General features: G+C 66.6%; 18 protein-coding genes and 5 rRNA genes (1 of these 23 cut by a window edge). 15 read left to right on the top strand and 8 right to left on the bottom strand.

All coding sequences use genetic code 11. From position 1 onward, the window contains the following. From OG737_RS13475 to OG737_RS13425, 11 genes are all read left to right on the top strand, one after another. Nucleotides 1-1369: ribosomal RNA gene (locus OG737_RS13475) — 23S ribosomal RNA — on the top strand (it extends 1754 nt beyond the left edge of the window). A 76-nt stretch (nt 1370-1445) separates the two neighbouring features. After that, nucleotides 1446-1562, top strand: a 5S ribosomal RNA gene (rrf, locus tag OG737_RS13470). A gap of 116 nt (nt 1563-1678) precedes the next feature. Continuing rightward, entirely contained in the window at nt 1679-2035 is a 357-nt protein-coding gene (locus OG737_RS13465) for a hypothetical protein (protein ID WP_328926432.1), read from the top strand. Further along, nucleotides 2032-2322 carry a hypothetical protein gene (locus OG737_RS13460; protein WP_328926431.1) on the top strand — a complete coding sequence of 97 codons (291 nt, stop codon included), beginning with the start codon at nt 2032-2034 and terminating at the stop codon, nt 2320-2322. The genes OG737_RS13465 and OG737_RS13460 overlap by 4 nt, the downstream gene beginning before the upstream one ends. A gap of 67 nt (nt 2323-2389) precedes the next feature. Then, nucleotides 2390-3337, top strand: coding sequence for a MerR family transcriptional regulator (locus OG737_RS13455; protein ID WP_405921554.1), 948 nt, complete (start codon nt 2390-2392; stop codon nt 3335-3337). Further along, nucleotides 3334-3927 (top strand): GNAT family N-acetyltransferase, encoded by a 594-nt coding sequence (locus OG737_RS13450; RefSeq protein WP_405921553.1) that lies wholly within the window; start codon nt 3334-3336, stop codon nt 3925-3927. Before OG737_RS13455 ends, OG737_RS13450 begins: the two co-directional genes overlap by 4 nt. Before the next feature lie 519 nt (nt 3928-4446). After that, a 16S ribosomal RNA gene (locus OG737_RS13445) occupies nt 4447-5971 on the top strand. A 284-nt stretch (nt 5972-6255) separates the two neighbouring features. Further along, nucleotides 6256-9378: ribosomal RNA gene (locus tag OG737_RS13440) — 23S ribosomal RNA — on the top strand. 76 nt (nt 9379-9454) lie between these two features. Then, nucleotides 9455-9571: ribosomal RNA gene (rrf, locus tag OG737_RS13435) — 5S ribosomal RNA — on the top strand. The 16S, 23S and 5S rRNA genes sit together here, the layout of an rRNA operon. A 136-nt stretch (nt 9572-9707) precedes the next feature. Further along, nucleotides 9708-10280 (top strand): GNAT family N-acetyltransferase, encoded by a 573-nt coding sequence (locus OG737_RS13430; protein WP_328926428.1) that lies wholly within the window; start codon nt 9708-9710, stop codon nt 10278-10280. Next, nucleotides 10277-10699: a hypothetical protein gene (locus OG737_RS13425; protein WP_328926427.1), complete on the top strand. Its 423-nt coding sequence runs from the start codon at nt 10277-10279 to the stop codon at nt 10697-10699. Before OG737_RS13430 ends, OG737_RS13425 begins: the two co-directional genes overlap by 4 nt. Here the strand turns inward: OG737_RS13425 and OG737_RS13420 are convergent. From OG737_RS13420 to OG737_RS13395, 6 genes are all read right to left on the bottom strand, one after another. After that, nucleotides 10696-12249: a type VI secretion protein gene (locus OG737_RS13420; RefSeq protein ID WP_405921552.1), complete on the bottom strand. Its 1554-nt coding sequence runs from the start codon at nt 12247-12249 to the stop codon at nt 10696-10698. The genes OG737_RS13425 and OG737_RS13420 overlap by 4 nt on opposite strands. A 2-nt stretch (nt 12250-12251) precedes the next feature. Then, complete coding sequence (locus tag OG737_RS13415; protein WP_328926425.1) at nt 12252-13673, bottom strand: ATP-binding protein; 1422 nt, start codon at nt 13671-13673, stop codon at nt 12252-12254. 19 nt (nt 13674-13692) lie between these two features. Further along, nucleotides 13693-15255, bottom strand: a complete 1563-nt coding sequence (locus OG737_RS13410) for an SCO6880 family protein (RefSeq protein ID WP_328926424.1) — start codon at nt 15253-15255, stop codon at nt 13693-13695. Continuing rightward, entirely contained in the window at nt 15252-16571 is a 1320-nt protein-coding gene (locus OG737_RS13405) for a hypothetical protein (RefSeq protein WP_405921551.1), read from the bottom strand. Before OG737_RS13405 ends, OG737_RS13410 begins: the two co-directional genes overlap by 4 nt. Continuing rightward, a complete protein-coding gene (locus OG737_RS13400; protein ID WP_405921550.1) occupies nt 16561-17367 on the bottom strand; it encodes a hypothetical protein in 807 nt (268 codons plus the stop codon). Before OG737_RS13400 ends, OG737_RS13405 begins: the two co-directional genes overlap by 11 nt. 73 nt (nt 17368-17440) lie before the next feature. Further along, the gene (locus tag OG737_RS13395) at nt 17441-17749 is read right to left on the bottom strand and encodes a hypothetical protein (RefSeq protein ID WP_008742356.1); all 309 of its coding nucleotides are present in this window, start codon (nt 17747-17749) and stop codon (nt 17441-17443) included. A 316-nt stretch (nt 17750-18065) separates the two neighbouring features. Here OG737_RS13395 and OG737_RS13390 point away from each other — a divergent pair, with 316 nt between their 5' ends. After that, nucleotides 18066-19220 carry an alpha/beta fold hydrolase gene (locus OG737_RS13390; RefSeq protein WP_405921549.1) on the top strand — a complete coding sequence of 385 codons (1155 nt, stop codon included), beginning with the start codon at nt 18066-18068 and terminating at the stop codon, nt 19218-19220. 30 nt (nt 19221-19250) lie between these two features. On the opposite strand, the gene OG737_RS13385 is transcribed toward OG737_RS13390, so the two are convergent. Continuing rightward, nucleotides 19251-20087 carry a pentapeptide repeat-containing protein gene (locus tag OG737_RS13385; RefSeq protein ID WP_405679578.1) on the bottom strand — a complete coding sequence of 279 codons (837 nt, stop codon included), beginning with the start codon at nt 20085-20087 and terminating at the stop codon, nt 19251-19253. A gap of 2 nt (nt 20088-20089) precedes the next feature. Beyond that, the gene (locus OG737_RS13380) at nt 20090-20584 is read right to left on the bottom strand and encodes a GNAT family N-acetyltransferase (protein ID WP_405679580.1); all 495 of its coding nucleotides are present in this window, start codon (nt 20582-20584) and stop codon (nt 20090-20092) included. Nucleotides 20585-20647: 63 nt separating this feature from the next. On the opposite strand from OG737_RS13380, the gene OG737_RS13375 reads away from it, so the two are divergent. From OG737_RS13375 to OG737_RS13365, 3 genes are all read left to right on the top strand, one after another. Continuing rightward, nucleotides 20648-21256, top strand: coding sequence for a LysE family translocator (locus tag OG737_RS13375; protein WP_405679582.1), 609 nt, complete (start codon nt 20648-20650; stop codon nt 21254-21256). Nucleotides 21257-21352: 96 nt separating this feature from the next. After that, nucleotides 21353-22147, top strand: coding sequence for a thioesterase family protein (locus tag OG737_RS13370; RefSeq protein ID WP_405679584.1), 795 nt, complete (start codon nt 21353-21355; stop codon nt 22145-22147). Between the two features lie 213 nt (nt 22148-22360). Further along, complete coding sequence (locus OG737_RS13365; RefSeq protein WP_328930331.1) at nt 22361-23368, top strand: bifunctional lytic transglycosylase/C40 family peptidase; 1008 nt, start codon at nt 22361-22363, stop codon at nt 23366-23368. Nucleotides 23369-23510: the final 142 nt, after the last annotated feature.

Raw genomic sequence — 23510 nt, 5'->3', positions numbered from 1 at the left:
TGTGGTGAAGTGGATGATCCTATGCTGTCGAGAAAAGCCTCTAGCGAGTTTCATGGCGGCCCGTACCCTAAACCGACTCAGGTGGTCAGGTAGAGAATACCGAGGCGTTCGGGTGAACTATGGTTAAGGAACTCGGCAAAATGCCCCCGTAACTTCGGGAGAAGGGGGGCCATCACTGGTGATCGGACTTGCTCCGTGAGCTGGGGGTGGCCGCAGAGACCAGCGAGAAGCGACTGTTTACTAAAAACACAGGTCCGTGCGAAGCCGTAAGGCGATGTATACGGACTGACGCCTGCCCGGTGCTGGAACGTTAAGGGGACCGGTTAGTGCACTTTCGGGTGTGCGAAGCTGAGAACTTAAGCGCCAGTAAACGGCGGTGGTAACTATAACCATCCTAAGGTAGCGAAATTCCTTGTCGGGTAAGTTCCGACCTGCACGAATGGCGTAACGACTTCTCGACTGTCTCAACCATAGGCCCGGTGAAATTGCACTACGAGTAAAGATGCTCGTTTCGCGCAGCAGGACGGAAAGACCCCGGGACCTTTACTACAGTTTGATATTGGTGTTCGGTTCGGCTTGTGTAGGATAGGTGGGAGACTTTGAAGCAGCCACGCCAGTGGTTGTGGAGTCGCCGTTGAAATACCACTCTGGTCGTGCTGGATGTCTAACCTCGGTCCGTGATCCGGATCAGGGACAGTGTCTGATGGGTAGTTTAACTGGGGCGGTTGCCTCCCAAAGGGTAACGGAGGCGCCCAAAGGTTCCCTCAGCCTGGTTGGCAATCAGGTGTTGAGTGTAAGTGCACAAGGGAGCTTGACTGTGAGACCGACGGGTCGAGCAGGGACGAAAGTCGGGACTAGTGATCCGGCGGTGGCTTGTGGAAGCGCCGTCGCTCAACGGATAAAAGGTACCCCGGGGATAACAGGCTGATCTTCCCCAAGAGTCCATATCGACGGGATGGTTTGGCACCTCGATGTCGGCTCGTCGCATCCTGGGGCTGGAGTCGGTCCCAAGGGTTGGGCTGTTCGCCCATTAAAGCGGTACGCGAGCTGGGTTTAGAACGTCGTGAGACAGTTCGGTCCCTATCCGCTGTGCGCGTAGGAATATTGAGAAGGGCTGTCCCTAGTACGAGAGGACCGGGACGGACGAACCTCTGGTGTGCCAGTTGTCCTGCCAAGGGCATGGCTGGTTGGCTACGTTCGGGAGGGATAACCGCTGAAAGCATCTAAGCGGGAAGCCTGCTTCAAGATGAGTATTCCCACCTCCTTGAGAGGGTAAGGCTCCCAGTAGACGACTGGGTTGATAGGCCAGATGTGGAAGCCCGGTAACGGGTGAAGCTGACTGGTACTAATAGGCCGAGGGCTTGTCCTCAGTTGCTCGCGTCCACTGTGTTAGTTCTGAAATAACGAACAGCTGTGAAAACACCAGCGTTCAAATTTCATAGTGTTTCGGTGGTCATAGCGTTAGGGAAACGCCCGGTTACATTCCGAACCCGGAAGCTAAGCCTTTCAGCGCCGATGGTACTGCAGGGGGGACCCTGTGGGAGAGTAGGACGCCGCCGAACAATCATTGCGGAAGCCCCGCACCAGACCTTTACGGGTCCGGTGCGGGGCTTTTCTGCGTTCACCGGCCGAATACGGGCCGGCTGGGTATCCTGGCCGCGTTCCCCTGGAGGACGCGATGACAGCACAGCAGCTGGAAGACGACGGGCCCCTCATTCCCCAGCCGGCCATGACGCGGGAAGCCCTGCGGGACGCCGTGCGCCGCATCGACATGGCCAGCCTGGCCGTGCTCGACAAGGAATGCAACGAGGCGTTCGACCGTGCCGCGGAGACGGGTGCCATCAACCCGCTGCGGTTCTTCCTGATCAAGTGGGCCACGCACGTGGCGATCCACCGCTGGCCGGCGCGGGCGGCGGCCCTCCACGAGGCGGAACGTGTCGCGGGAGACCCCGCCGCTACGGAGCCGGAGTTCCGGGCCGCGATGGAGACCAGCAGCCGCATCCTGGCCGAGGCCCAGCGCGAGATCGGTCAGTGACTCCGAGGGGCGAAGGCGTCGAGAACGACAGCGGCTGGGCCTGGGAATGCGATCCCGGCCGGCTGTGGGTGCTCGGCGACATGCCCGCGGAGCAACAGCACCTTGTCAGCGCCGTGATGGACGGCCTGACCGACCTGGCGGCGATGGCGATCGACCCCAAGGACGGCAGCCTCTACGAGGACCCGCACCCCATGCGGCTCCGTACGTACGAAGACGAGCACCTGATGCTCTGGTACCAGACGATCCCGCACCGCCGCCGGGTCTACCTGAAGCGGGTCAACCTTTGAAAGCCCGCCGATGCCCGGGGACGGACGTACTTGAGTCTCCCGTGGGAGGAGACTGCAAGGTAGGCGCATGGACGGCGCACCCCTCTATCGGATCGGCGACCTGGCTCGGCTCACCGGTGTCACGGTCAAAACCATCCGGTTCTACTCCGACCACGGACTCGTGGTGCCCGTCGGCCGTAGTCCTGGCGGCTACCGCCTCTACGACCTCGACGCCGTGGCACGCCTTGACCTCGTACGGTCCCTCCGTGAGCTCGGGCTCGACCTGGAGACCGTCGGGAAGGTGATCGACCGGGAGCTGCTGCTTCCCAGTGTCGCCGCGGCGCACGCCGAGGCCCTCGACGTCCAGATACGCATCCTGCGGATGCGGCGTGCCGTGCTGACGGCAGTGGCGCAGCGCGGATCCACCCCTGAGGAGATGCATCTCTTGCACAAGCTGGCCAGGTTGTCGGAGGAGGAACGCCAGAGGCTGGTCGGCGGGTTCCTGGAGGCCGTCTTCGGCGATCTGGAAGCGGACGCCTCGTGGGCGGGGATCACGCGCTCCATGACTCCGGAGCTGCCGGACGATCCGGAGGCGGAACAGGTCCAGGCGTGGGTGGAGCTGGCCGAGCTCGCGCAGGATCCGGACTTCCGCGTGACGGTGCGGCGCATGGCGGAGGAGCAGGCTGCCGAGCGCGGCCCGGGCGAGGCCACGGTGCCGAAACGGGATCTCGCCGCGACGGTCTGCGGCGAGGTCGCCCCAGCCGTGGCAGCCCGCATCGGGCCGACATCGTCCCGGGGAGCGGAGATCGCGTCCACGCTCACAGCCCATTACGCGCGACTCCTCGGCCTGCCGGACGACATGGAGCTCCGCGGACGGCTGGTGAGCAGGCTGGAGAGGATGAACGATCCGCGTAGAGAGCAGTACTTCCGGCTGCTGGCCGTGATCAACGGCTGGGAGGCGCCGGAGAGTCTGACGCCGGTCCTCGACTGGGCGGTCCAGGCCGTCCAGGCCGTCCGTGCCGGGATGCCTCGATGAGGGGCCAGGAGCCCGTGGGGCTTGAGTCGCCGGCGACGGCTGTTGGGAGCGCGCTGGTTCTCCGACCGTGGTGTAGGGAGGATGTCGGCGCCCTCGTCGAGGCGTACCGGGATCCGACGCTTCGCCGGTGGACGAGCGAACCGGTCGACAGCGAGGCCGAGGGGCTGCACTGGGTGCAGGCCCGGCAACAGGAACGGCTGGCGGGGGACTCGTTCGCCTTCGCCGTCCACGAAATGCACCCGGAGCAGGCTTCGCGGAAGTTGGCTGGCCATGTGGTCCTCAAGCGAGTGACGCCGGACGGGCCGTCCGCCGAGGTCGGGTACTGGACGGCGGCGCACGCCCGGGGACGGGGCGTGGCCTCCCGAGCCCTGGAGGCTCTCACCACCTGGGCCTTCGATGCGTTCCGGGCCGAGGGCCTGGCACGCCTCGAACTCCTGCACCAGGTGGACAACCTCGCATCCTGCGGCGTGGCACGGAAGAGCCACTACGAGTACGCCGCGACCCTGCCGGCGGCGCCACCCCTGTACCCCCTCGACGGCCATCTGCACGTACGCCTCGACCCGCGGGCCCCTGGTCCGGCCCCGTTTTGACTCTGCCTGGACACGGTTGTAGGGTTGAGCAGTTGCCTGGAGCTGGACAAGCTCGGCAGCACCACCCCGCAAGGAATGCAATTCGGCGCGGGGACTCGACTCTTCATTCGGGAATCGAAGCCGGTAAATCCGGTGGAGAACTTCTGATAGAGTCGGAATCGCCGGAAAGGGAAAGCGCGAAAGCGCAGAACCTGGAAAGCACCGAGGAAGTCGGACACGAAAGAGTCTGATAGAGTCGGAAACGCAAGAACACAGAGCGAAAGCCCGGAGGAAAGCCCGAGAGGGTGAGTACAAAGGAAGCGTCCGTTCCTTGAGAACTCAACAGCGTGCCAAAAATCAACGCCAGAAGTTGATACCCCGTCCACTTCGGTGGATGAGGTTCCTTTGAAAAAGACCTGTGAGGCTTCCTTGTGGAGCACTTGCAGGCAACAACACAGCGAGGACGTTGTGGCGCGTCGGTCATATTCCGACATGACGTGCCCGCTCTAAGTGATGTGTGCACCCGATTACGGGTAAACATTCATGGAGAGTTTGATCCTGGCTCAGGACGAACGCTGGCGGCGTGCTTAACACATGCAAGTCGAACGATGAAGCCCTTCGGGGTGGATTAGTGGCGAACGGGTGAGTAACACGTGGGCAATCTGCCCTTCACTCTGGGACAAGCCCTGGAAACGGGGTCTAATACCGGATATCACTCCTGCCTGCATGGGCGGGGGTTGAAAGCTCCGGCGGTGAAGGATGAGCCCGCGGCCTATCAGCTTGTTGGTGGGGTAATGGCCCACCAAGGCGACGACGGGTAGCCGGCCTGAGAGGGCGACCGGCCACACTGGGACTGAGACACGGCCCAGACTCCTACGGGAGGCAGCAGTGGGGAATATTGCACAATGGGCGAAAGCCTGATGCAGCGACGCCGCGTGAGGGATGACGGCCTTCGGGTTGTAAACCTCTTTCAGCAGGGAAGAAGCGAAAGTGACGGTACCTGCAGAAGAAGCGCCGGCTAACTACGTGCCAGCAGCCGCGGTAATACGTAGGGCGCAAGCGTTGTCCGGAATTATTGGGCGTAAAGAGCTCGTAGGCGGCTTGTCACGTCGGATGTGAAAGCCCGAGGCTTAACCTCGGGTCTGCATTCGATACGGGCTAGCTAGAGTGTGGTAGGGGAGATCGGAATTCCTGGTGTAGCGGTGAAATGCGCAGATATCAGGAGGAACACCGGTGGCGAAGGCGGATCTCTGGGCCATTACTGACGCTGAGGAGCGAAAGCGTGGGGAGCGAACAGGATTAGATACCCTGGTAGTCCACGCCGTAAACGTTGGGAACTAGGTGTTGGCGACATTCCACGTCGTCGGTGCCGCAGCTAACGCATTAAGTTCCCCGCCTGGGGAGTACGGCCGCAAGGCTAAAACTCAAAGGAATTGACGGGGGCCCGCACAAGCAGCGGAGCATGTGGCTTAATTCGACGCAACGCGAAGAACCTTACCAAGGCTTGACATATACCGGAAAGCATTAGAGATAGTGCCCCCCTTGTGGTCGGTATACAGGTGGTGCATGGCTGTCGTCAGCTCGTGTCGTGAGATGTTGGGTTAAGTCCCGCAACGAGCGCAACCCTTGTCCTGTGTTGCCAGCATGCCCTTCGGGGTGATGGGGACTCACAGGAGACCGCCGGGGTCAACTCGGAGGAAGGTGGGGACGACGTCAAGTCATCATGCCCCTTATGTCTTGGGCTGCACACGTGCTACAATGGCCGGTACAATGAGCTGCGATACCGTGAGGTGGAGCGAATCTCAAAAAGCCGGTCTCAGTTCGGATTGGGGTCTGCAACTCGACCCCATGAAGTCGGAGTTGCTAGTAATCGCAGATCAGCATTGCTGCGGTGAATACGTTCCCGGGCCTTGTACACACCGCCCGTCACGTCACGAAAGTCGGTAACACCCGAAGCCGGTGGCCCAACCCGTAAGGGAGGGAGCTGTCGAAGGTGGGACTGGCGATTGGGACGAAGTCGTAACAAGGTAGCCGTACCGGAAGGTGCGGCTGGATCACCTCCTTTCTAAGGAGCACAGTACCGATTGCAGACAAACGTTCTGCACGGTCAGCTCATGGGTGGAACGTTGATTAGTTGGCACGGTTTCTGAAACTTCCTGTAAGTACTGCTTCGGCGTGGAACACAGTGACAGTGGACGGGATCGTGCCTGGCACGTTGTTGGGTCCTGAAGGTACGGCCGTGAGGTTGAGATCTTCAGTGCCGGCCCCAGTGAACTCGTCAGCTTGTCTGGTGGGGTGATGGGTGGCTGGTCGTTGTTTGAGAACTACACAGTGGACGCGAGCATCTGTGGCCAAGTTTTTAAGGGCGCACGGTGGATGCCTTGGCACCAGGAACCGATGAAGGACGTGAGAGGCCGCGATAGGCCCCGGGGAGCTGCCAACTGAGCTTTGATCCGGGGGTGTCCGAATGGGGAAACCCGGCAGTCGTCATGGGCTGTCACCCACTGCTGAACACATAGGCAGTGTGGAGGGAACGAGGGGAAGTGAAACATCTCAGTACCCTCAGGAAGAGAAAACAACCGTGATTCCGGGAGTAGTGGCGAGCGAAACCGGATGAGGCCAAACCGTATGCGTGTGATACCCGGCAGGGGTTGCGCATGCGGGGTTGTGGGAATGAGCTTGACCGGTCTGCCGGCCGGTCGGCGAGTCAGAAACCGTTGATGTAGTCGAAGGACATGCGAAAGGTCCGGCGTAGAGGGTAAGACCCCCGTAGACGAAACATCAGCGGCTTGCTTGCTCATCTCCCAAGTAGCACGGGGCCCGAGAAATCCCGTGTGAATCTGGCGGGACCACCCGCTAAGCCTAAATATTCCCTGGTGACCGATAGCGGATAGTACCGTGAGGGAATGGTGAAAAGTACCGCGGGAGCGGAGTGAAATAGTACCTGAAACCGTGTGCCTACAAGCCGTGGGAGCGTCGCCGTTGTTCTTCGGAACAACGGTCGTGACTGCGTGCCTTTTGAAGAATGAGCCTGCGAGTTAGCGGTGTGTAGCGAGGTTAACCCGTGTGGGGAAGCCGTAGCGAAAGCGAGTCCGAATAGGGCGATTGAGTTGCACGCTCTAGACCCGAAGCGGAGTGATCTAGCCATGGGCAGGTTGAAGCGGAGGTAAGACTTCGTGGAGGACCGAACCCACCAGGGTTGAAAACCTGGGGGATGACCTGTGGTTAGGGGTGAAAGGCCAATCAAACTCCGTGATAGCTGGTTCTCCCCGAAATGCATTTAGGTGCAGCGTCGTGTGTTTCTTGCCGGAGGTAGAGCACTGGATAGGCGATGGGCCCTACCGGGTTACTGACCTTAGCCAAACTCCGAATGCCGGTAAGTGAGAGCACGGCAGTGAGACTGTGGGGGATAAGCTCCATGGTCGAGAGGGAAACAGCCCAGAGCATCGACTAAGGCCCCTAAGCGTACGCTAAGTGGGAAAGGATGTGGAGTCGCAGAGACAACCAGGAGGTTGGCTTAGAAGCAGCCACCCTTGAAAGAGTGCGTAATAGCTCACTGGTCAAGTGATTCCGCGCCGACAATGTAGCGGGGCTCAAGCGTACCGCCGAAGTCGTGTCATTGCAGCAATAGGGCCAACGCCCGCTGTGATGGGTAGGGGAGCGTCGTGTGCCGGGTGAAGCAGCAGCGGAAGCTAGTTGTGGACGGTTCACGAGTGAGAATGCAGGCATGAGTAGCGATACACACGTGAGAAACGTGTGCGCCGATTGACTAAGGGTTCCTGGGTCAAGCTGATCTGCCCAGGGTAAGTCGGGACCTAAGGCGAGGCCGACAGGCGTAGTCGATGGACAACCGGTTGATATTCCGGTACCCGCTTTGAAACGCCCAATATCGAATCAGGCGATGCTAAGTCCGTGAAGCCGTTCCGGACCCTTCGGGGAAAGGAAAGTGGTGGAGCCGACGAACCAGACTTGTAGTAGGTAAGCGATGGGGTGACGCAGGAAGGTAGTCCAGCCCGGGCGGTGGTTGTCCCGGGGTAAGGGTGTAGGCCGAGGGGTAGGCAAATCCGTCCCTCATTAAGGCTGAGACCTGATGCCGAGCCGATTGTGGTGAAGTGGATGATCCTATGCTGTCGAGAAAAGCCTCTAGCGAGTTTCATGGCGGCCCGTACCCTAAACCGACTCAGGTGGTCAGGTAGAGAATACCGAGGCGTTCGGGTGAACTATGGTTAAGGAACTCGGCAAAATGCCCCCGTAACTTCGGGAGAAGGGGGGCCATCACTGGTGATCGGACTTGCTCCGTGAGCTGGGGGTGGCCGCAGAGACCAGCGAGAAGCGACTGTTTACTAAAAACACAGGTCCGTGCGAAGCCGTAAGGCGATGTATACGGACTGACGCCTGCCCGGTGCTGGAACGTTAAGGGGACCGGTTAGTGCACTTTCGGGTGTGCGAAGCTGAGAACTTAAGCGCCAGTAAACGGCGGTGGTAACTATAACCATCCTAAGGTAGCGAAATTCCTTGTCGGGTAAGTTCCGACCTGCACGAATGGCGTAACGACTTCTCGACTGTCTCAACCATAGGCCCGGTGAAATTGCACTACGAGTAAAGATGCTCGTTTCGCGCAGCAGGACGGAAAGACCCCGGGACCTTTACTACAGTTTGATATTGGTGTTCGGTTCGGCTTGTGTAGGATAGGTGGGAGACTTTGAAGCAGCCACGCCAGTGGTTGTGGAGTCGCCGTTGAAATACCACTCTGGTCGTGCTGGATGTCTAACCTCGGTCCGTGATCCGGATCAGGGACAGTGTCTGATGGGTAGTTTAACTGGGGCGGTTGCCTCCCAAAGGGTAACGGAGGCGCCCAAAGGTTCCCTCAGCCTGGTTGGCAATCAGGTGTTGAGTGTAAGTGCACAAGGGAGCTTGACTGTGAGACCGACGGGTCGAGCAGGGACGAAAGTCGGGACTAGTGATCCGGCGGTGGCTTGTGGAAGCGCCGTCGCTCAACGGATAAAAGGTACCCCGGGGATAACAGGCTGATCTTCCCCAAGAGTCCATATCGACGGGATGGTTTGGCACCTCGATGTCGGCTCGTCGCATCCTGGGGCTGGAGTCGGTCCCAAGGGTTGGGCTGTTCGCCCATTAAAGCGGTACGCGAGCTGGGTTTAGAACGTCGTGAGACAGTTCGGTCCCTATCCGCTGTGCGCGTAGGAATATTGAGAAGGGCTGTCCCTAGTACGAGAGGACCGGGACGGACGAACCTCTGGTGTGCCAGTTGTCCTGCCAAGGGCATGGCTGGTTGGCTACGTTCGGGAGGGATAACCGCTGAAAGCATCTAAGCGGGAAGCCTGCTTCAAGATGAGTATTCCCACCTCCTTGAGAGGGTAAGGCTCCCAGTAGACGACTGGGTTGATAGGCCAGATGTGGAAGCCCGGTAACGGGTGAAGCTGACTGGTACTAATAGGCCGAGGGCTTGTCCTCAGTTGCTCGCGTCCACTGTGTTAGTTCTGAAATAACGAACGGCTGTGAAAACACCAGCGTTCAAATTTCATAGTGTTTCGGTGGTCATAGCGTTAGGGAAACGCCCGGTTACATTCCGAACCCGGAAGCTAAGCCTTTCAGCGCCGATGGTACTGCAGGGGGGACCCTGTGGGAGAGTAGGACGCCGCCGAACAATCATTGCGGAAGCCCCGCACCAGACCTTTACGGGTCCGGTGCGGGGCTTTTCTGCGTTCACCGGCCGAATCCGGGCCGGCTGCGGAGCCAGAAATGCGAGTGAGCCGGCGGTGGGGCGTCGTTAGGATCCAGCCATGAGCAATGACTACGTGATCAGGGCCGTACGGGGCGACGAGTGGGAGAAGGTCAAGGAGCTGCGGTTGGCCGCCTTGAGGGATCCGGCCGCGGCCGTGGCCTTTCTCGAAACGGAGGAGAACGCGCTCGCCCAGGACGACGCGTACTGGCAGCAGCGTGCCGCGGGGGCTGCCGAGGGGCGCGGTGCCAGGCAGCTCGTCGCCGAGGCGGGCGACGGGCGGTGGGTCGGGTCCGTGACCGTACTCATCGAGGCGCAGGGCAGTAGCGACTTCTTCGGGGAGGTCGTCGAGCAGCAGCAGGGCCACGTGGTCGGGGTGTTCGTACGGCCCGAGCAGCGGGGCAGCGGGCTCGTGGAGAGGCTGTTCGATGCCGCGCTGGAGTGGGCTTGGTCGCTGGAGGAGCCGGTGACCGAGCGGGTGCGGCTGTTCGTGCACGAGGACAACGCGAGGGCCGAGGCCTTCTACCGGCGGTACGGGTTCGAAGCGAGCGGTCTGCTGATACCGCTGGAGACCGGCGCGAAGGAGCGGGAATACGTCTTCGCGAAGCCGGACGGACCCGTCGCGGGCGCATGAGGAGGGAGGCGGACGCACCCGTCGAGGAGCGACGCCTGTTCGTCGAGTGCCATGCCGACGAGACCGCACTGGCGGCCTTCGGGCAGGCGCTGCCACCCCTCGCCGCGAACGAGGCGGCCGTGTTCCTTGGGTTCTGCTACGCAGACGTCCCCGTGGGCAGGCGGTTCGCGTGCTGCTTCCGGCGTGACGACCCGAGTGACGTCGAGCTGGTGACCGCGACCGTGGTCGCGGTGACGCAGCAGTTCGGGCACGCCTGGGACCACATCCCCCACGGGTGGAAGACGTTGGCGGTGTTGAGGTTCGAGCCCGGGATCCCCGCGATGGTGCACGACCTGCCGCAGGGCGGTGTGTGGTACGACCATCGCGCCTCGGTGTGTGTCGCGGACACGGACACGTGGGAGGCGCAACAGACGGCCTAGGGGAGATCCGCCTCCGGCCAGCGGCTGTGGGCCTGTTCGCGGCTGCGGCACAGGGCGAGGAGGGGGAGCGTCTCGTCGGTCAGGAGCTCCGGGAGCTGGGGGACGGGGGCCACGGCCGCCACGTCGTCCAGGATCAGGGACAGTGGTGGGTCGAGCCGACCGTGGGATGACCGTGCGGCCATGCGACGGCCGTGCTCGACCACGTGAGCGGCGAGTGCGGTCAGCAACGGCATCGCACCCGGGTGGGTGCGGGGGTCTTCCAGAGGTTCGCCCACCACGTACAGGCTGCCCCCTTCGCCCAGGAACGAAGCCAGAGCGAGGGAATCACTTCGGTTCGGGTTGCAGGCCTCACGGATGTGGATCGAGGTCAGGCTGGAGAGGGCACGGGCCGTCAGGTGCTGTGCCTGCTCGCGTCGTTCGGGGTGGGCGGTCAGGGCGCTTTCGAGCTCGCCGGCCGCGCCGGGGGCGGCCTGGGGGTGGGTGCGCAGGATGCGGACCGGCTCCTGGGCCCCGTTGCCCTGGGTCCAGCGGTGGAGCTGCTTGAAGGGGCGGTCGTCCAGGGCGGCCGCCTGGAGCCAGCTCCGCATGAGCGTTTCCGCGGTGTCCGCGACGGCCGCGTCCAGACGGGCCTGCGGGCGTACGGGGGCCAGCAGGGCGGTCGCGCGGGCGGCGGCGGTGTCGCGCTCGGCGCAGCCCTCGGCCGGGTTCCAGTGCATGCGGGCCGGGGTGTCGCACAGGTGCGACGGGTCGTAGAGGAGGACCGGGCCCAGTTTGGCCCGGGCGTCCTTGGTCTCGGCCCAGAGGGTGGGGGAGGAGGTCACGATGAGCGAGGCGCCCTCCGTCTCCTGGATGCGCCGTGCCGCCGCGCGGAACCTGTCGTTCGGGCCGCCGTAGCCCATGCGGGGCTGCCGGGTCGCGGGCGCGGCCGGTGCGTAGCCGAAACCGTAGCGGTAGGCCTCGTCCGCCGGGGGAGCCGTACGGCCCGCTGCGCGTACGGGGGCTGGTGGCGTCGGTCCGGCCGGGGACGCCGCGAACTGCGGATCCGCGGGTGCGGGCGAGTTCGCGGGCGCGGGAAGGGGCGTGGCGAGAGGCGTGTCGAGGGGAGCGGCGAGAGGCGCAGGGATGGCCGCGGGGTCCGGATGCCGGGGTCGTGGCGGTGCCGCGTGGTCCGCCGCGGCCTGTTTGGCGAGGGCGCGGCGGGACTTGGTGCGGGCGAACACGCCGATCGCGAAGACGATGAGCACGAACAAGACCAGCAGCTGGCTGATGAACAGGCCCCAGAACAGGCCCCAGCCGGACAGGGCCGCCGGGTCGGTGTCCGGCCAGGCGCCCGCGACGTCGTGCGGTTGCGTTATCAGGGCGCGGACGGCTCCCGGGGTACGGGCGAAGGTGACCGTGTCCGGCCAGGCCCCCTTGGCGAAGAAGGCGGCGAGGCCGGTGGCGGACCAGACCAGGACGGCGAGGCCGAGGAGGAAGGCCAGGAGGCCGACCAGCAGGCCGTCCGGTACGCCGCCGGCCGCGCGGGGCTCCGTACGTCTTGCGTCGTGCATGGTCAGGCCACCGTGGTCGCGGAACCCGGGCCGCCGTTGCCGCGGCGGCGTTCGATGGACAGGGCCCGTTCCTCCGCTTCCAGTTCGGCGGCGAGCATGTCGTCGTGGAGCAGGGCGGGGGCGGAGGACTCGGTCATGGCGCGGTCCGTGTAGACGAGGGGGCGTTCGGCCTCGGTGATGAGGTGTTTGACGACCTGCACGTTGCCGTTGACGTCCCACACGGCGATGCCGGGGGTAAGGGTCGGGATGATCTCGACCGCCCAGCGGGGGAGTCCGAGTACGAGGCCGGTCGCGCGCGCTTCGTCCGCCTTCTGGGCGTAGATGGTGCGCGTGGAGGCCATCTTGAGGATGGCCGCGGCTTCGCGGGCGGCCGCGCCGTCGACGACGTCCGAGAGGTGGTGGACGACGGCGACGAAGGACAGGCCGAGGCGGCGGCCGAACTTCAGGAGGCGCTGGAACAGCTGGGCGACGAAGGGGCTGTTGATGATGTGCCAGGCCTCTTCGACGAGGAAGATGCGCTTCTTGCGGTCGGGCCGGATCCAGGTGTGCTCCAGCCAGACGCCGACGATCGCCATGAGGATCGGCATCGCGATGGAGTTGCGGTCGATGTGGGAGAGGTCGAAGACGATCAGCGGGGCGTCGAGGTCGATGCCGACGGTCGTGGGGCCGTCGAACATGCCGCGCAGGTCGCCGTCGACGAGGCGGTCGAGGACGAGTGCCACGTCGAGGCCCCAGGCCCGGACATCGTCTATGTCGACGTTCATGGCTTCGGCGGATTCGGCTTCGGGGTGGCGCAGTTGGTCGACGATGTCGGTGAGGACCGGCTGGCGGTCGCGGATCGTGTCGACGACGTAGGCGTGCGCGACCTTGAGCGCGAAGCCGGCGCGCTCGTCGAGGCCGTGGCCCATGGCGACTTCGATGATGGTGCGGAGCAGCGCGAGCTGTCCGGTCGTCGTGATCGCCGGGTCGAGGGGGTTGAGGCGGATCCCGGCGTCGTTGGCGGCGATGGGGTCCAGGCGGATGGGGGTTATTCCCAGCTGCTGGGCGATGAGGTTCCATTCGCCGACGCCGTCCTCGCCCTGGGCGTCGAGGACGACGACCTGGCGGTCCTTGAAGCGGAGCTGGCGCAGTACGTAGGTCTTCTCCAGGGCGGACTTGCCGTTGCCGGATTCGCCGAGGACGAGCCAGTGGGGTGCCGGGAGCTGCTGGCCGTACAGCTGGAAGGGGTCGTAGATGTAGCCCTTGCCGCTGTAGACCTCGCGGCCGATGATGACGCCGGAGTCGCCGAGGCCGGGGGCGGCGGTGGGCAGGTAGACGGCCTGCGCCTGCCCGGTGGAGGTGCGTACGGGCAGGCGCGTGGTTTCGACTTTGCCGAAGAGGAAGCTGGTGAAGGCGTCCGTCAGCGCGGACATGGGATCTCGCATGGGCGGCACTTCCCTCCAGCTAGCGTCGGATGCCGGTGGCGAACGGCAGGGTGTTGACGAAGGCGCGGTGGTGCTCGCGGTCGCACCACTCCAGCTTCAGGTAGGACTTGCCGGCCGAGGCGCGGATGGTCCGCTTGTCGCGGGCGAGGGCTTCCGGGGATCGGGAGGACACCGTGATGTACCCGACGAGGTTGACTCCCGCTGCACCGCTCGCGAGATCTTCACCTCTTTGGTCGAGCCGGCCGTGGGCGGCGATGTCGCGGGGGTCGACGGTCCGGTTCATCTTGGCGGCGCGGGAGGCGTCGGCCTCGTCGTTGGTCTTCTCCGTGAGCATGCGCTCGATGGCCACCTCGGTGGGCTCCAGGTCCATGGTGACGGCGACGGTGCGGATGACGTCCGGGGTGTGGACGAGGAGGGGGGCGAGGAAGTTGACGCCGACGGGGGTCATCGGCCATTCCTTCACCCAGGCGGTGGCGTGGCACCAGGGGGCGCGGGTGGAGGACTCGCGGGTCTTGGCCTGGAGGTAGGTGGGTTCGACCGCGTCGAGTTCGGCCGGCCAGGCGTTGCGCTTGGTCATGGCCTGGATGTGGTCGATGGGGTGGTCCGGGTCGTACATGGAGTGCACGAGGGAGGAGAGGCGGCCCTGGCCCAGCGGCTGGCGGACGCGGATGTCGGCCTCGGCGAGGCGGGCGCAGATGTCGGTGAGCTCGCGGGCCATGACGATGGCGAGGCCGGCGTCGCGGTCGAGCTTGCGGCCCTTGTGGGGGGTGCCGGCGCGGGCGATGGTGTGGGCCTCGGCGGCGAGGTCGCGGGTGTAGTGCATGCAGGCGACGAGGTAGGCGCGGTGCTGCTCGGAGGAGGTCGACACCATCGACTGGAGCTGGTCGTAGGAGTCGCGCAGCCAGCCGGGGGCCTGGGTGTCGCCGCGCTGGGCGACGTCCTTGGCGTGGGCGTCGGGGTCGGCGGGCAGCGTGCGGGCGAGCATCTGGAGGCGGGTGACGAAGCCGTCGCCGTTGGCCACGTGCTTGAGGAGGGTGCCGAAGCGGTCGACGAGGGCTTCTTGGTCCTCGCTGTCGCGCAGGCCGACGCCGGGGCCCTCGATCTCGATGGCCGCGGTGACCGTTCTGCGGTCGGCGTGGAGGAGGACGGCGATCTCGTCGGGGCCGAAGGGGGCGGCGAGCCAGCTGATGCGGCCGATGCCCGGGGGCGGTCCGACCTCGACCTCGCGGCCGTCGGAGCCGCGTACGCCGGCTTCCATGGCGCCGGAGCGGTAGGTCGTACCGCGGCGCAGGGTGCGCTTGTAGCTGCGGCTGATCTCGAACCAGCGGTAGAAGGTGCGGCCCTTGTACGGGACGTACACGGCGGCGAGCGCGAGCATGGGGAAGCCGGCGAGGCTGACGATGCGCAGGGTGAGGTCGGGGACGAGCAGTCCGCTCATCATGCCGAAGAAGGCCCCCGTGATGATCAGGGCGATCTCGCCGGTCTCGCGGTTCTTGCCGACGATCGCGTTCGGCCGGGCCCGGCCGATGAGATACGTGCGGCGGGGCGCGACCGGGTGCAGCTGATGGGACTGGGTCGTCAACGCCCGTCACCTCCTGTGTTCCTCGTGCTCGAACTCGTGCGGGGCGGGGGTGCGGCGGACGGGACAGATCCGCCGCCGGATCCGCCGCCGGAGGTGGGGCGGCTGCTGTGGGCGGCCACGCCTCCGGAGATGGGGTTGGCGGGGCGGGGCGCGCTGCCAGCGCCGCCGTCGCCGCCGCGGTGGGCGCCGCGGCTGCTGTGGGTCTTGATGCCCTGCGAGACGAGGGAGGCCGGAGAGCTGATGACGGCGGCGGCCTGGGCGCCGTCGGTGGCCTTGCTGCGGTTGGAGCGGGCGGAGGCGATCTCGTCGCCGAAGCCGGGGACGAAGCGGTAGATCATCGCGGAGGCGAAGATCGCCAGGAGGATGATGGCGAGGCCGGTGACGACGGCGGAGAAGGCGCCCTGGCCCTTTTCGCCGGCGAGGGCTCCGGCGAGGCCGAGGACGATGACGATGACCGGCTTCACGAGGATGACGGCGATCATGATGCCGGCCCAGCGGCGGACGTGGCCCCATAGGTTCCGGTCGACGAGGCCCGCGTAGACGACGACGCCGAGGAGGGCGCCGACGTAGAGGAGGGCGGCCCGGATGAACAGCTCCAGGAACAGGACGCCCGCGGCGAGGACGGTGACGAGGGCGACGACGATCAGCATGATCGGGCCGCCGCCGATGTCGTCGCCCTTCTTCAGGGCCTCGGAGAAGGAGCCGAAGAAGACGTCGGTCTGGCCTCCGCTGGCGGCGGCGATGACCTCGGTGACGCCGTCGGTGGCGGAGACGACGGTGTAGAGGATCAGGGGGGTGAAGGCGGAGGCGAGGACGGTGAGCCAGAGGAAGCCGACGGCTTCGGAGAGGGCGGTGGTGAGGGGGACGCCGCGGACGGCTCGCTTGGCGACGGCGAAGAGCCAGAGGACGAGCGTGAGGATGGTGGAGGCGGCGAAGACGACGGCGTACTGCTTGAGGAAGGCGGGGTTGGTGAAGTCGACGTTGGCGCTGCCCTTGACCGCTTCGCTGAGCTTGCCGACGATCCAGGCCGCGGCGTCGGCGCAGCCCTTGGCGAGGGAGGCGAGGGGGTTGAGGGCGTCGGAGGGGTCGCTGGGGGCGAGGCCGGTGCGGGGGGCTTGGCCGGAGGCTCCGCTGCCGCGCTCGCAGTAGTCCTTGGCCGGGCCCACGATCAGGTCGCACCGGTTGTCGTTGGGCTGCGAGGCCGACGGGGACGGCGATGGGGTGGGTGCGGCGACGGCGCGCGCCGACAGGAGCACGGCTGTCGTCTGTACAGAGGCCAGGGCCCCGAGGAGGCGGAGGGTGCGGCTACCGGGCATAGGTGAACCCTCCGAACTCCGTTGCGGCCTTTGTGATGTCCTCGGCGGTGGAGGCCGTGCGGTCCGTGTTGACCGGGGCCGGCCCGTCCTTCTGGGCGAAGCTCTCGACCTTCCAGTCGTTCTCCGCCCACCGGAGAGTCAGCGTCATGGTGAACCAGTCGTTGCTGACCGGGTTGGTCGAGCCGACACCTGCGGTGCCGAACACGCCTGTACACCACACGTCGATGGACGTGGAGCTGTCGGAGTACTTGGTCGTCTTGGTGCCGACCGGCACGGTCCGCGAGATGTACGTCAGGCCTTGCGCCGCATTTCCGTTGGCGTCGAGTCCGGCCTGGTCCAGGAAGGGCTTGCCGTATGCCTGGTCGAGCCGGGTCTCGAGTTCGGACACCTTGTCCGCGACGATGACCTGGCGGACGATCTGGCGTCGCATCTGCGGCTTCAGGATGTCCGCGGAAACGAGTGCCACCGCGTAGTTGGCGGCCGCCGACTGGGCTCCCTGTTCGTCGTGGGCGAAGCCCTTGGGGATGCCCGAGGTCTTGCCCGTGACAGGGTCCGTGCCCGTCGGGGACGTGGAAGTGGTGGTCGGGGGCTTGTCCGCCGTGGGGGATTGCGGGGTGTCCGGGCCCTGGTTCGCGAACGCGATTGCGGCGATCAGGAGGACCACCACGCCGACCACCGTGATCAGGCTGCGGGAGGTGCGGGGCGTGCGGCGGGTGGGGCCGTACGGGTCGGCGGGGGAGTCCGGGAGGCGGGTACGGGTCTGGCCCGTACCGCCGTACTGGTCGTCGTTGCTCATTCCGTTTCGGCCCCCTCGTTCCCGCGTAGGCGCGGTGTGGTGATTCCTCATCAAGTACGGCCGCGGTGGCCCGCTAGACGGCCATTCCGTAGACGATGGTGAAGAGGGTGCCCAGGGAGCCGATGATGAAGACGCCCGTGAGGCCGGCCACGATCAGGCCCTTGCCTTGTTCCGCGCTGAACGTGTCGCGCAGGGCGGTCGCGCCGATGCGCTGCTTGGCCGCGCCCCAGATGGCGATGCCGAGGCAGAGGAGGATCGCCACGGCCATGACCACCTCGATCATGACCTTCGCTTCGTTGCCGAGACTGCCGAACGGCCCCCAGTTCGGGGCGATTCCGCCGATGATGGTGGTGATGTCGCCCTTTTCGGCTGCCAGGATCATGTAACTCACCGCCCCTGTATGGGTAGTTCCGAAAGCCCGTGCCCGACGGCAGGGGTCACGCACTATCTTCGCTGATGAAACCGCCGCCGTCGTCGACTTGACGGCTCTCTTTACCCGATCCTCCGGTCCGCGCCCCGCCCCTGCGCTCTGACCTGGGCAGGGGCGGTGAGTATGCGAAAGAACGCATGGTCACTCTGTGTATCACGGGGGGTGACCCCGGGCAATGATTGTCGTCTCGGCGTACGGGGGGTGGCGTCCCTCGTCAGTGGGGGCGTTGTCACGGGCGTTGTCAGTGGGGTCCGGCAGGCTGGGGAGCATGACGACGACTCCGTGGACCCTTGCCGATGTAGAGGCGGCCATCCGGGCGGGCTGGTCGGCCGAGACCTCCGAGCCGGCCGACACGTCGCGGATCCCCTGGTCGGCCGAGAATCCGGCCTGGGGGCAGTGCGACATCACTGCCGTGGTCGTGCAGGACATCGTGGGCGGGGAGCTGGTGCTGGGCGAGGTGTTCCACGGCGGCCGGCAGGAGGGGTACCACTGGTGGAACCAGCTGCCCGGGGGGATACGGATCGACCTGACGCGGGAGCAGTTCCGGCGGGGCGAGACCGTGACGCCGGGGCGGGTCGTGCAGCGGCCGCCGGGGCGGCTGCCGAGGCGCTGGGAGGAGTACCAGCTGCTGCGCAGGCGGGTCATCGACAAGCTGGGGCCGCTGCCGGGTGTGATGCGGACGGCGGACGGGCGGCGGCTGGTGTACACGGACTTCGGCGGGCCGGGGGCGCCGCTGCTCGCGCTGCACGGGCACTTCCAGGACGGCAGGAGCTTCGAGGAGCTGGCCCGGGAGGTGGGGCCGGCGTGGCGGGTGATCGGCCTCGACCAGCGGGGGCACGGGGCGTCGGACCGGGCCGCGGAGTACACCCGGGAGGGGTACGTGGCGGACGCGGCGGCCGTCCTGGAGCACCTGGGGCTGGGGCCCGCGGTGGTCGTGGGGCACTCGCTGGGCGGGGTCAACGCGTACCAGCTGGCGGCGCGGCGGCCGGATCTGGTGCGGGCGGTGGTGGTCGAGGACATCGGGGCGGTGGTCGAGGGCGACCTGCCGTACGCGCGGGATTGGCCGAGGCGGGCCGCGACCCGGGCGGGGTTCCTGGCGGGGCTGGGGAGCGCGGCGCCGCACCTGGCGGGTGTCCTTCGGGAGTACCCGGACGGGTGGGGGACCGCGAGCGACGTCGAGGACGTGGTGGAGTCGCAGCGGGCGCTGAACGGGGACCACTGGGAGGACTGGCTGGCGGTGCGGAAGCCGACGCTGCTGGTGCGGGGGGACCGGAGCGGGGTGCTGTCCGCCGAGCACGCGCGGGAGATGACCTTGCGGAGGGCCGGGGTGCGGTTGGCCGAGCTGCCGGCCGGGCACGGGGTGCGGGCCGGGGACCCGGAGGGTTTCTACGCCGCTGTGCGGGGGTTCCTGGCGCGGGTGTGAGGGCTGGTTCCGGCCCGGCCCGGGCCGGTATCAGGTCCAGTGGGAGGGGCGGGTGAGGGAGGAGGGGATGCGGGTGGTGGGGTCGCCCTGGGCCGCGTTGAGCTGGGGCTGGGTGAGGAAGACGGCGCCGCGGAGGTCCGCGCCGCGCAGGTCGGCGTCGCGGAAGTCCGCGCCGATCAGGTCGGCCGTGCGGAGGTCGGCGCGGCTGAGGTCGGCGGCGATCAGGTAGGCGCCGCGGAGGTTCGCGCCGCGCAGGTCCGCGCCGGAGAGGCGGGCGCCCATCAGGTCGGCGCCGCGGTGGTTCTTCTTGCGGCCCGGCACCTTGGCCCGTACGAGCTCGCTGGTCTTGAGCAGCAGGGTGTTGATCTTCTGGCGCAGCGCGCCCACGTCGAGGTCGGCGAGGGACCCGGCTTCGGCGCGCGTCCACGCTTCGGTCTCCGCGAGCGCGTCGCGCAGCTGCGCGTGGACCGGGGCGGCGTCGGGGAGGGTCAGGGCCTCGGCGAGGTAGAAGAGGAGCTCGTGCAGCTGCCGCATCACGGGGAAGACGTCGAACATCCGGCGGGCCGTGCCGGGGTCGGAGCGCCAGTCGCGTCCGCCGAAGGTGACCTGGGAGACCTGCTGGCCCGCGCCGAAGCAGTCGAAGACGGTGCAGCCCTGGAAGCCCGAGTCGCGCAGCCGGGTGTGGATGCCGCAGCGGAAGTCCTCCCGGAGGTTCTTGCAGGGGGTTCCGGCGGGCTTGTTCACGGCGAAGTCGCTGGACTTGGCGAACGGCAGGGCGACGCAGCACAGTGCGAAGCAGTTCGCGCAGTCGGCTTGCAGGACGGGCAGGGCGGGCAGGGCGGCGGGGGTAATGGACACGTCGTCCATTGTCACCGCTCGGGGGCGGTGAGCCGCATCTGGACAGCGGTCCAGCGGACCCCGTCGACCTCCTCGACGTCCTTGATGATCTCCTCGGTACGGAATCCGAGCCGCTCGTAGATGCGGATCGCCGCGGTGTTGTGGGCCCAGACGCCGAGGCTGAGTTCCGGCAGGCCCAGCTCGCCGAAGCAGAGTTCGACGGCCTGGGTGACGAGGGCCCGGCCGTAGCCCATGTCGCGGGTGTCGGGGGCGATCAGTACGCGGCCGAGGCGGGTGCCGGCCACCGAGACGTGGCCGACGCGGTACTTGTCGGGGGTCACGGCGGTCCAGATGCGGCGGCCGGGCTCGGCGGCGTAGGCGGCGAGCTGCGCGTTGTCCAGGGGCCAGGTGAAGGAGGGGCCCGCCCAGGTCATCAGCTCGGCGGGGGTGGTCACCCACGCGCGCAGCAGCGGGGCGTCCTCGGCGGGCCGGTAGGGGTACAGGGAGAGCAGGTAGGGGAAGGTCATCTCTGAAGTATCCGCGTGGCGAACGGTGTTGATCGGGGAGCCCGGCCCGGTGAGCATGCCGGTATGACAGAAGTGATCGCAGTCGCCGTCATCACCCTTCTCGCCGTGATCAGTCCCGGCGCCGATTTCGCCATGGTGGTCCGCAACAGTTACCTCTACGGGCGGCCCACCGGGCTGTTCGCCGCCGCCGGGGTCGCGGCCGGGGTCCTGGTCCACGTCTCGTACACGATGCTCGGGGTCGGCCTGCTGATCGCCTCCTCCACCGCGCTGTTCACCGTGATCAAGCTGGCGGGTGCGGCCTACCTGGTGTGGATCGGGATCCGCACCTTCCGGGCGCGGAGCGAGGTGGCCGTGGATCTGGAGTCCGGGCCGGGGCTGACGCCGCTGGGGGCGATGCGGTCGGGGTTCTTGACCAATGTGCTGAACCCCAAGACGACGCTGTTCGTGGTGTCGACCTTCACGCAGGTGGTCGGCCCGGACACGCCGGTGTGGCAGCAGGCGGGCTATGGGCTGTTCATGTCGGCGGCGCACTTGGGCTGGTTCGGGGCGGTCGCGCTGTTCTTCTCGAACTCCCGGCTGCGGGACCGGATGCTGAAGGCGCAGAAGGCGCTGAACCGGGCCATCGGCACGGTGCTGGTGGGGCTGGGGGTGGGGCTGGGATTCGCGCGCTGAGCGGGCGGCGGGCGGTCGCCGAGCGGTCGCCGAGGGGTCGACGCCCGGCCGCCGCGGGGCTGGTATCCGTGGTTACCTGTCGGTAGCGTGCGGGGTATGGGTGCTGTCGAGGGGTTCTTCGAACGGGTGGACACCGGGCGGTTCACCGCCACCGAGTACACGCGCGGGCCGTGGGACCCGGGCTCGCAGCACGCCGGTCCGCCGGCGGCCCTGCTCGGCCGGGCCGTCGAGGAGCGGCCGGGTGCGCGCGCGGACATGCGGATCGCCCGGATCACGTACGAGATCCTGCGCCCGGTGCCGATCGGCGGGCTGGAGGTCACCACCAGCGTGCTGCGGGCCGGGCGCGGTACGGAGGTCGTGGAGGCCGCCCTCACCCCGGCGGGCGCGGACGCCCCGGTGATGCTGGCGCGCGCCCTGCGGATCCGGGTGGCCGAGGAGGCGGTGCCGGCCGTCGTGCCGGGGCCGCAGCTGCCGACGCCCGGCGAGGCCGTCGTCATGTCCTTCTTCCCGGTGCCGTGGGACACCGGCTACCACACCGCCATGGAAGCCCGCTTCACCGAGGGCGCCTTCATGGAGCTGGGCCCCGGCACCTGCTGGATGCGGATGAGGGTGCCGCTCGTCGCCGGGGAGGAGATCCGTCCGCTGGACCGGGTGCTGGTCGCCGCCGACTCCGGCAACGGCATCAGCTCGGTGATGGACTTCAGCCGGTTCGTGTTCGTCAACGGCGACCTGACGGTCCACCTGCACCGCCATCCGGTCGGCGAATGGGCCTGCGTGGAGTCCCGTACGAGTGTGGACGCGGCCGGCATCGGTCTCGTCGACGCCCGGCTCCACGACGAGAAGGGCCCCATCGGGCGCAGCGCGCAGAGCCTTTTCGTCGCCCCCCGGTAGCGGCCGGCCCGGGCGCGTAGCCGGGCCGCCGTGCCCCCGGCCGCCGGTCGTGCGGACTGGACTGCGGTCTTCTGCCGCGTCGAGGATGACCCCACGAAGTACGCGGGCATCGCCTGTTCGGGCTTCTGAGTGGGGTAGTACGACTGCGACACGGCCGAATCACACGTTGAAGTGACGTGGATGGGGGAGGGTTGACGGGTGCGTAGATTCTGGATGGCCGGCGGGATCGGGATCGGGCTGTGTCTGACCTTCGTGGTGCTGCTCGTCGTGGGGACGTACTCCGCGGCCGCGGGCCTGGTGGGTGCGGGGGCGGGCGGTCGTGCCGTCGGCCTCGCGAAGGGGGCGGTCCCCGCCAAGTACCAGGTGCTGGTGGAGAAATGGGGCAATCTCTGCCCGGCCATCAGTCCGCCGCTGCTCGCCGCCCAGCTGTACTCCGAGAGCGGCTGGAACCCGAGCGCCGTCAGCCCCGCCGACGCGCGCGGGATCGCGCAGTTCATCCCGGGTACCTGGGCGGGGCACGGCATCGACGGTGACGGCGACGGGGACCGGGACATCTGGGACCCGAACGACGCGATCCCCTCGGCGGCCTCGTACGACTGCGAGCTGGCCAAGGACGTGGCGAGCGTGCCGGGTGACGCGGCGTCCAACATGCTCGCGGCCTACAACGCGGGTGCCTACGCGGTCATCAAGTACGCGGGCGTGCCGCCGTACAAGGAGACCCAGGGCTACGTGAAGGCGATCACGACGCTGGCGAAGAGCTTCGAGCGGCCCGTCGGCCGGGTCGCGCCCTCGCAACAGGCCGCCGGGGCCATCTACTTCGCGCAGAAGCAGCTCGGTACCCCGTACCTGTGGGGCGGCAACGGAACGCCCGACCAGGACGGGCGGTTCGACTGCTCGGGGCTGACCAAGGCCGCGTACGAGACGGTGGGGATCGAGCTGCCGCGTGTGGCCAACGACCAGTACAACGCCGGTCCGCATCCTTCGCGCGACCAATTGCTCCCCGGTGACCTGGTGTTCTTCTCCGATGATCTGACGAACTCCCGGGAGATCCGGCACGTCGGGCTCTACGTGGGCGGCGGCTATATGATCAATGCCCCGTACACCGGTGCCGTGATCCGTTTCGACAAGATCGACACGCCCGACTACTTCGGTGCGACGCGCGTGACGAAGGACGGCGCGCAGGCCCTTCCGGAGCGCGCGGCGGCGAGCAAGGCGCCTTAGTAACTCCCCGTTAGGCAAAGGCCCTGAGCTGCGACGACGAGTCTCTCTTCGATAACGTTGGAGTGATCATTCAGTGGAGAGTGGAACGTAGTCGCCAGAACGGGCGTTCCATGGACGCGGGGGTTGATCAAAACGGGGGTCG

The sequence above is a fragment of the Streptomyces sp. NBC_00122 genome, from assembly GCF_045160845.1.
Lineage (GTDB): Bacteria > Actinomycetota > Actinomycetes > Streptomycetales > Streptomycetaceae > Streptomyces.
This window is presented reverse-complemented; position numbering and strand designations above follow the sequence as displayed.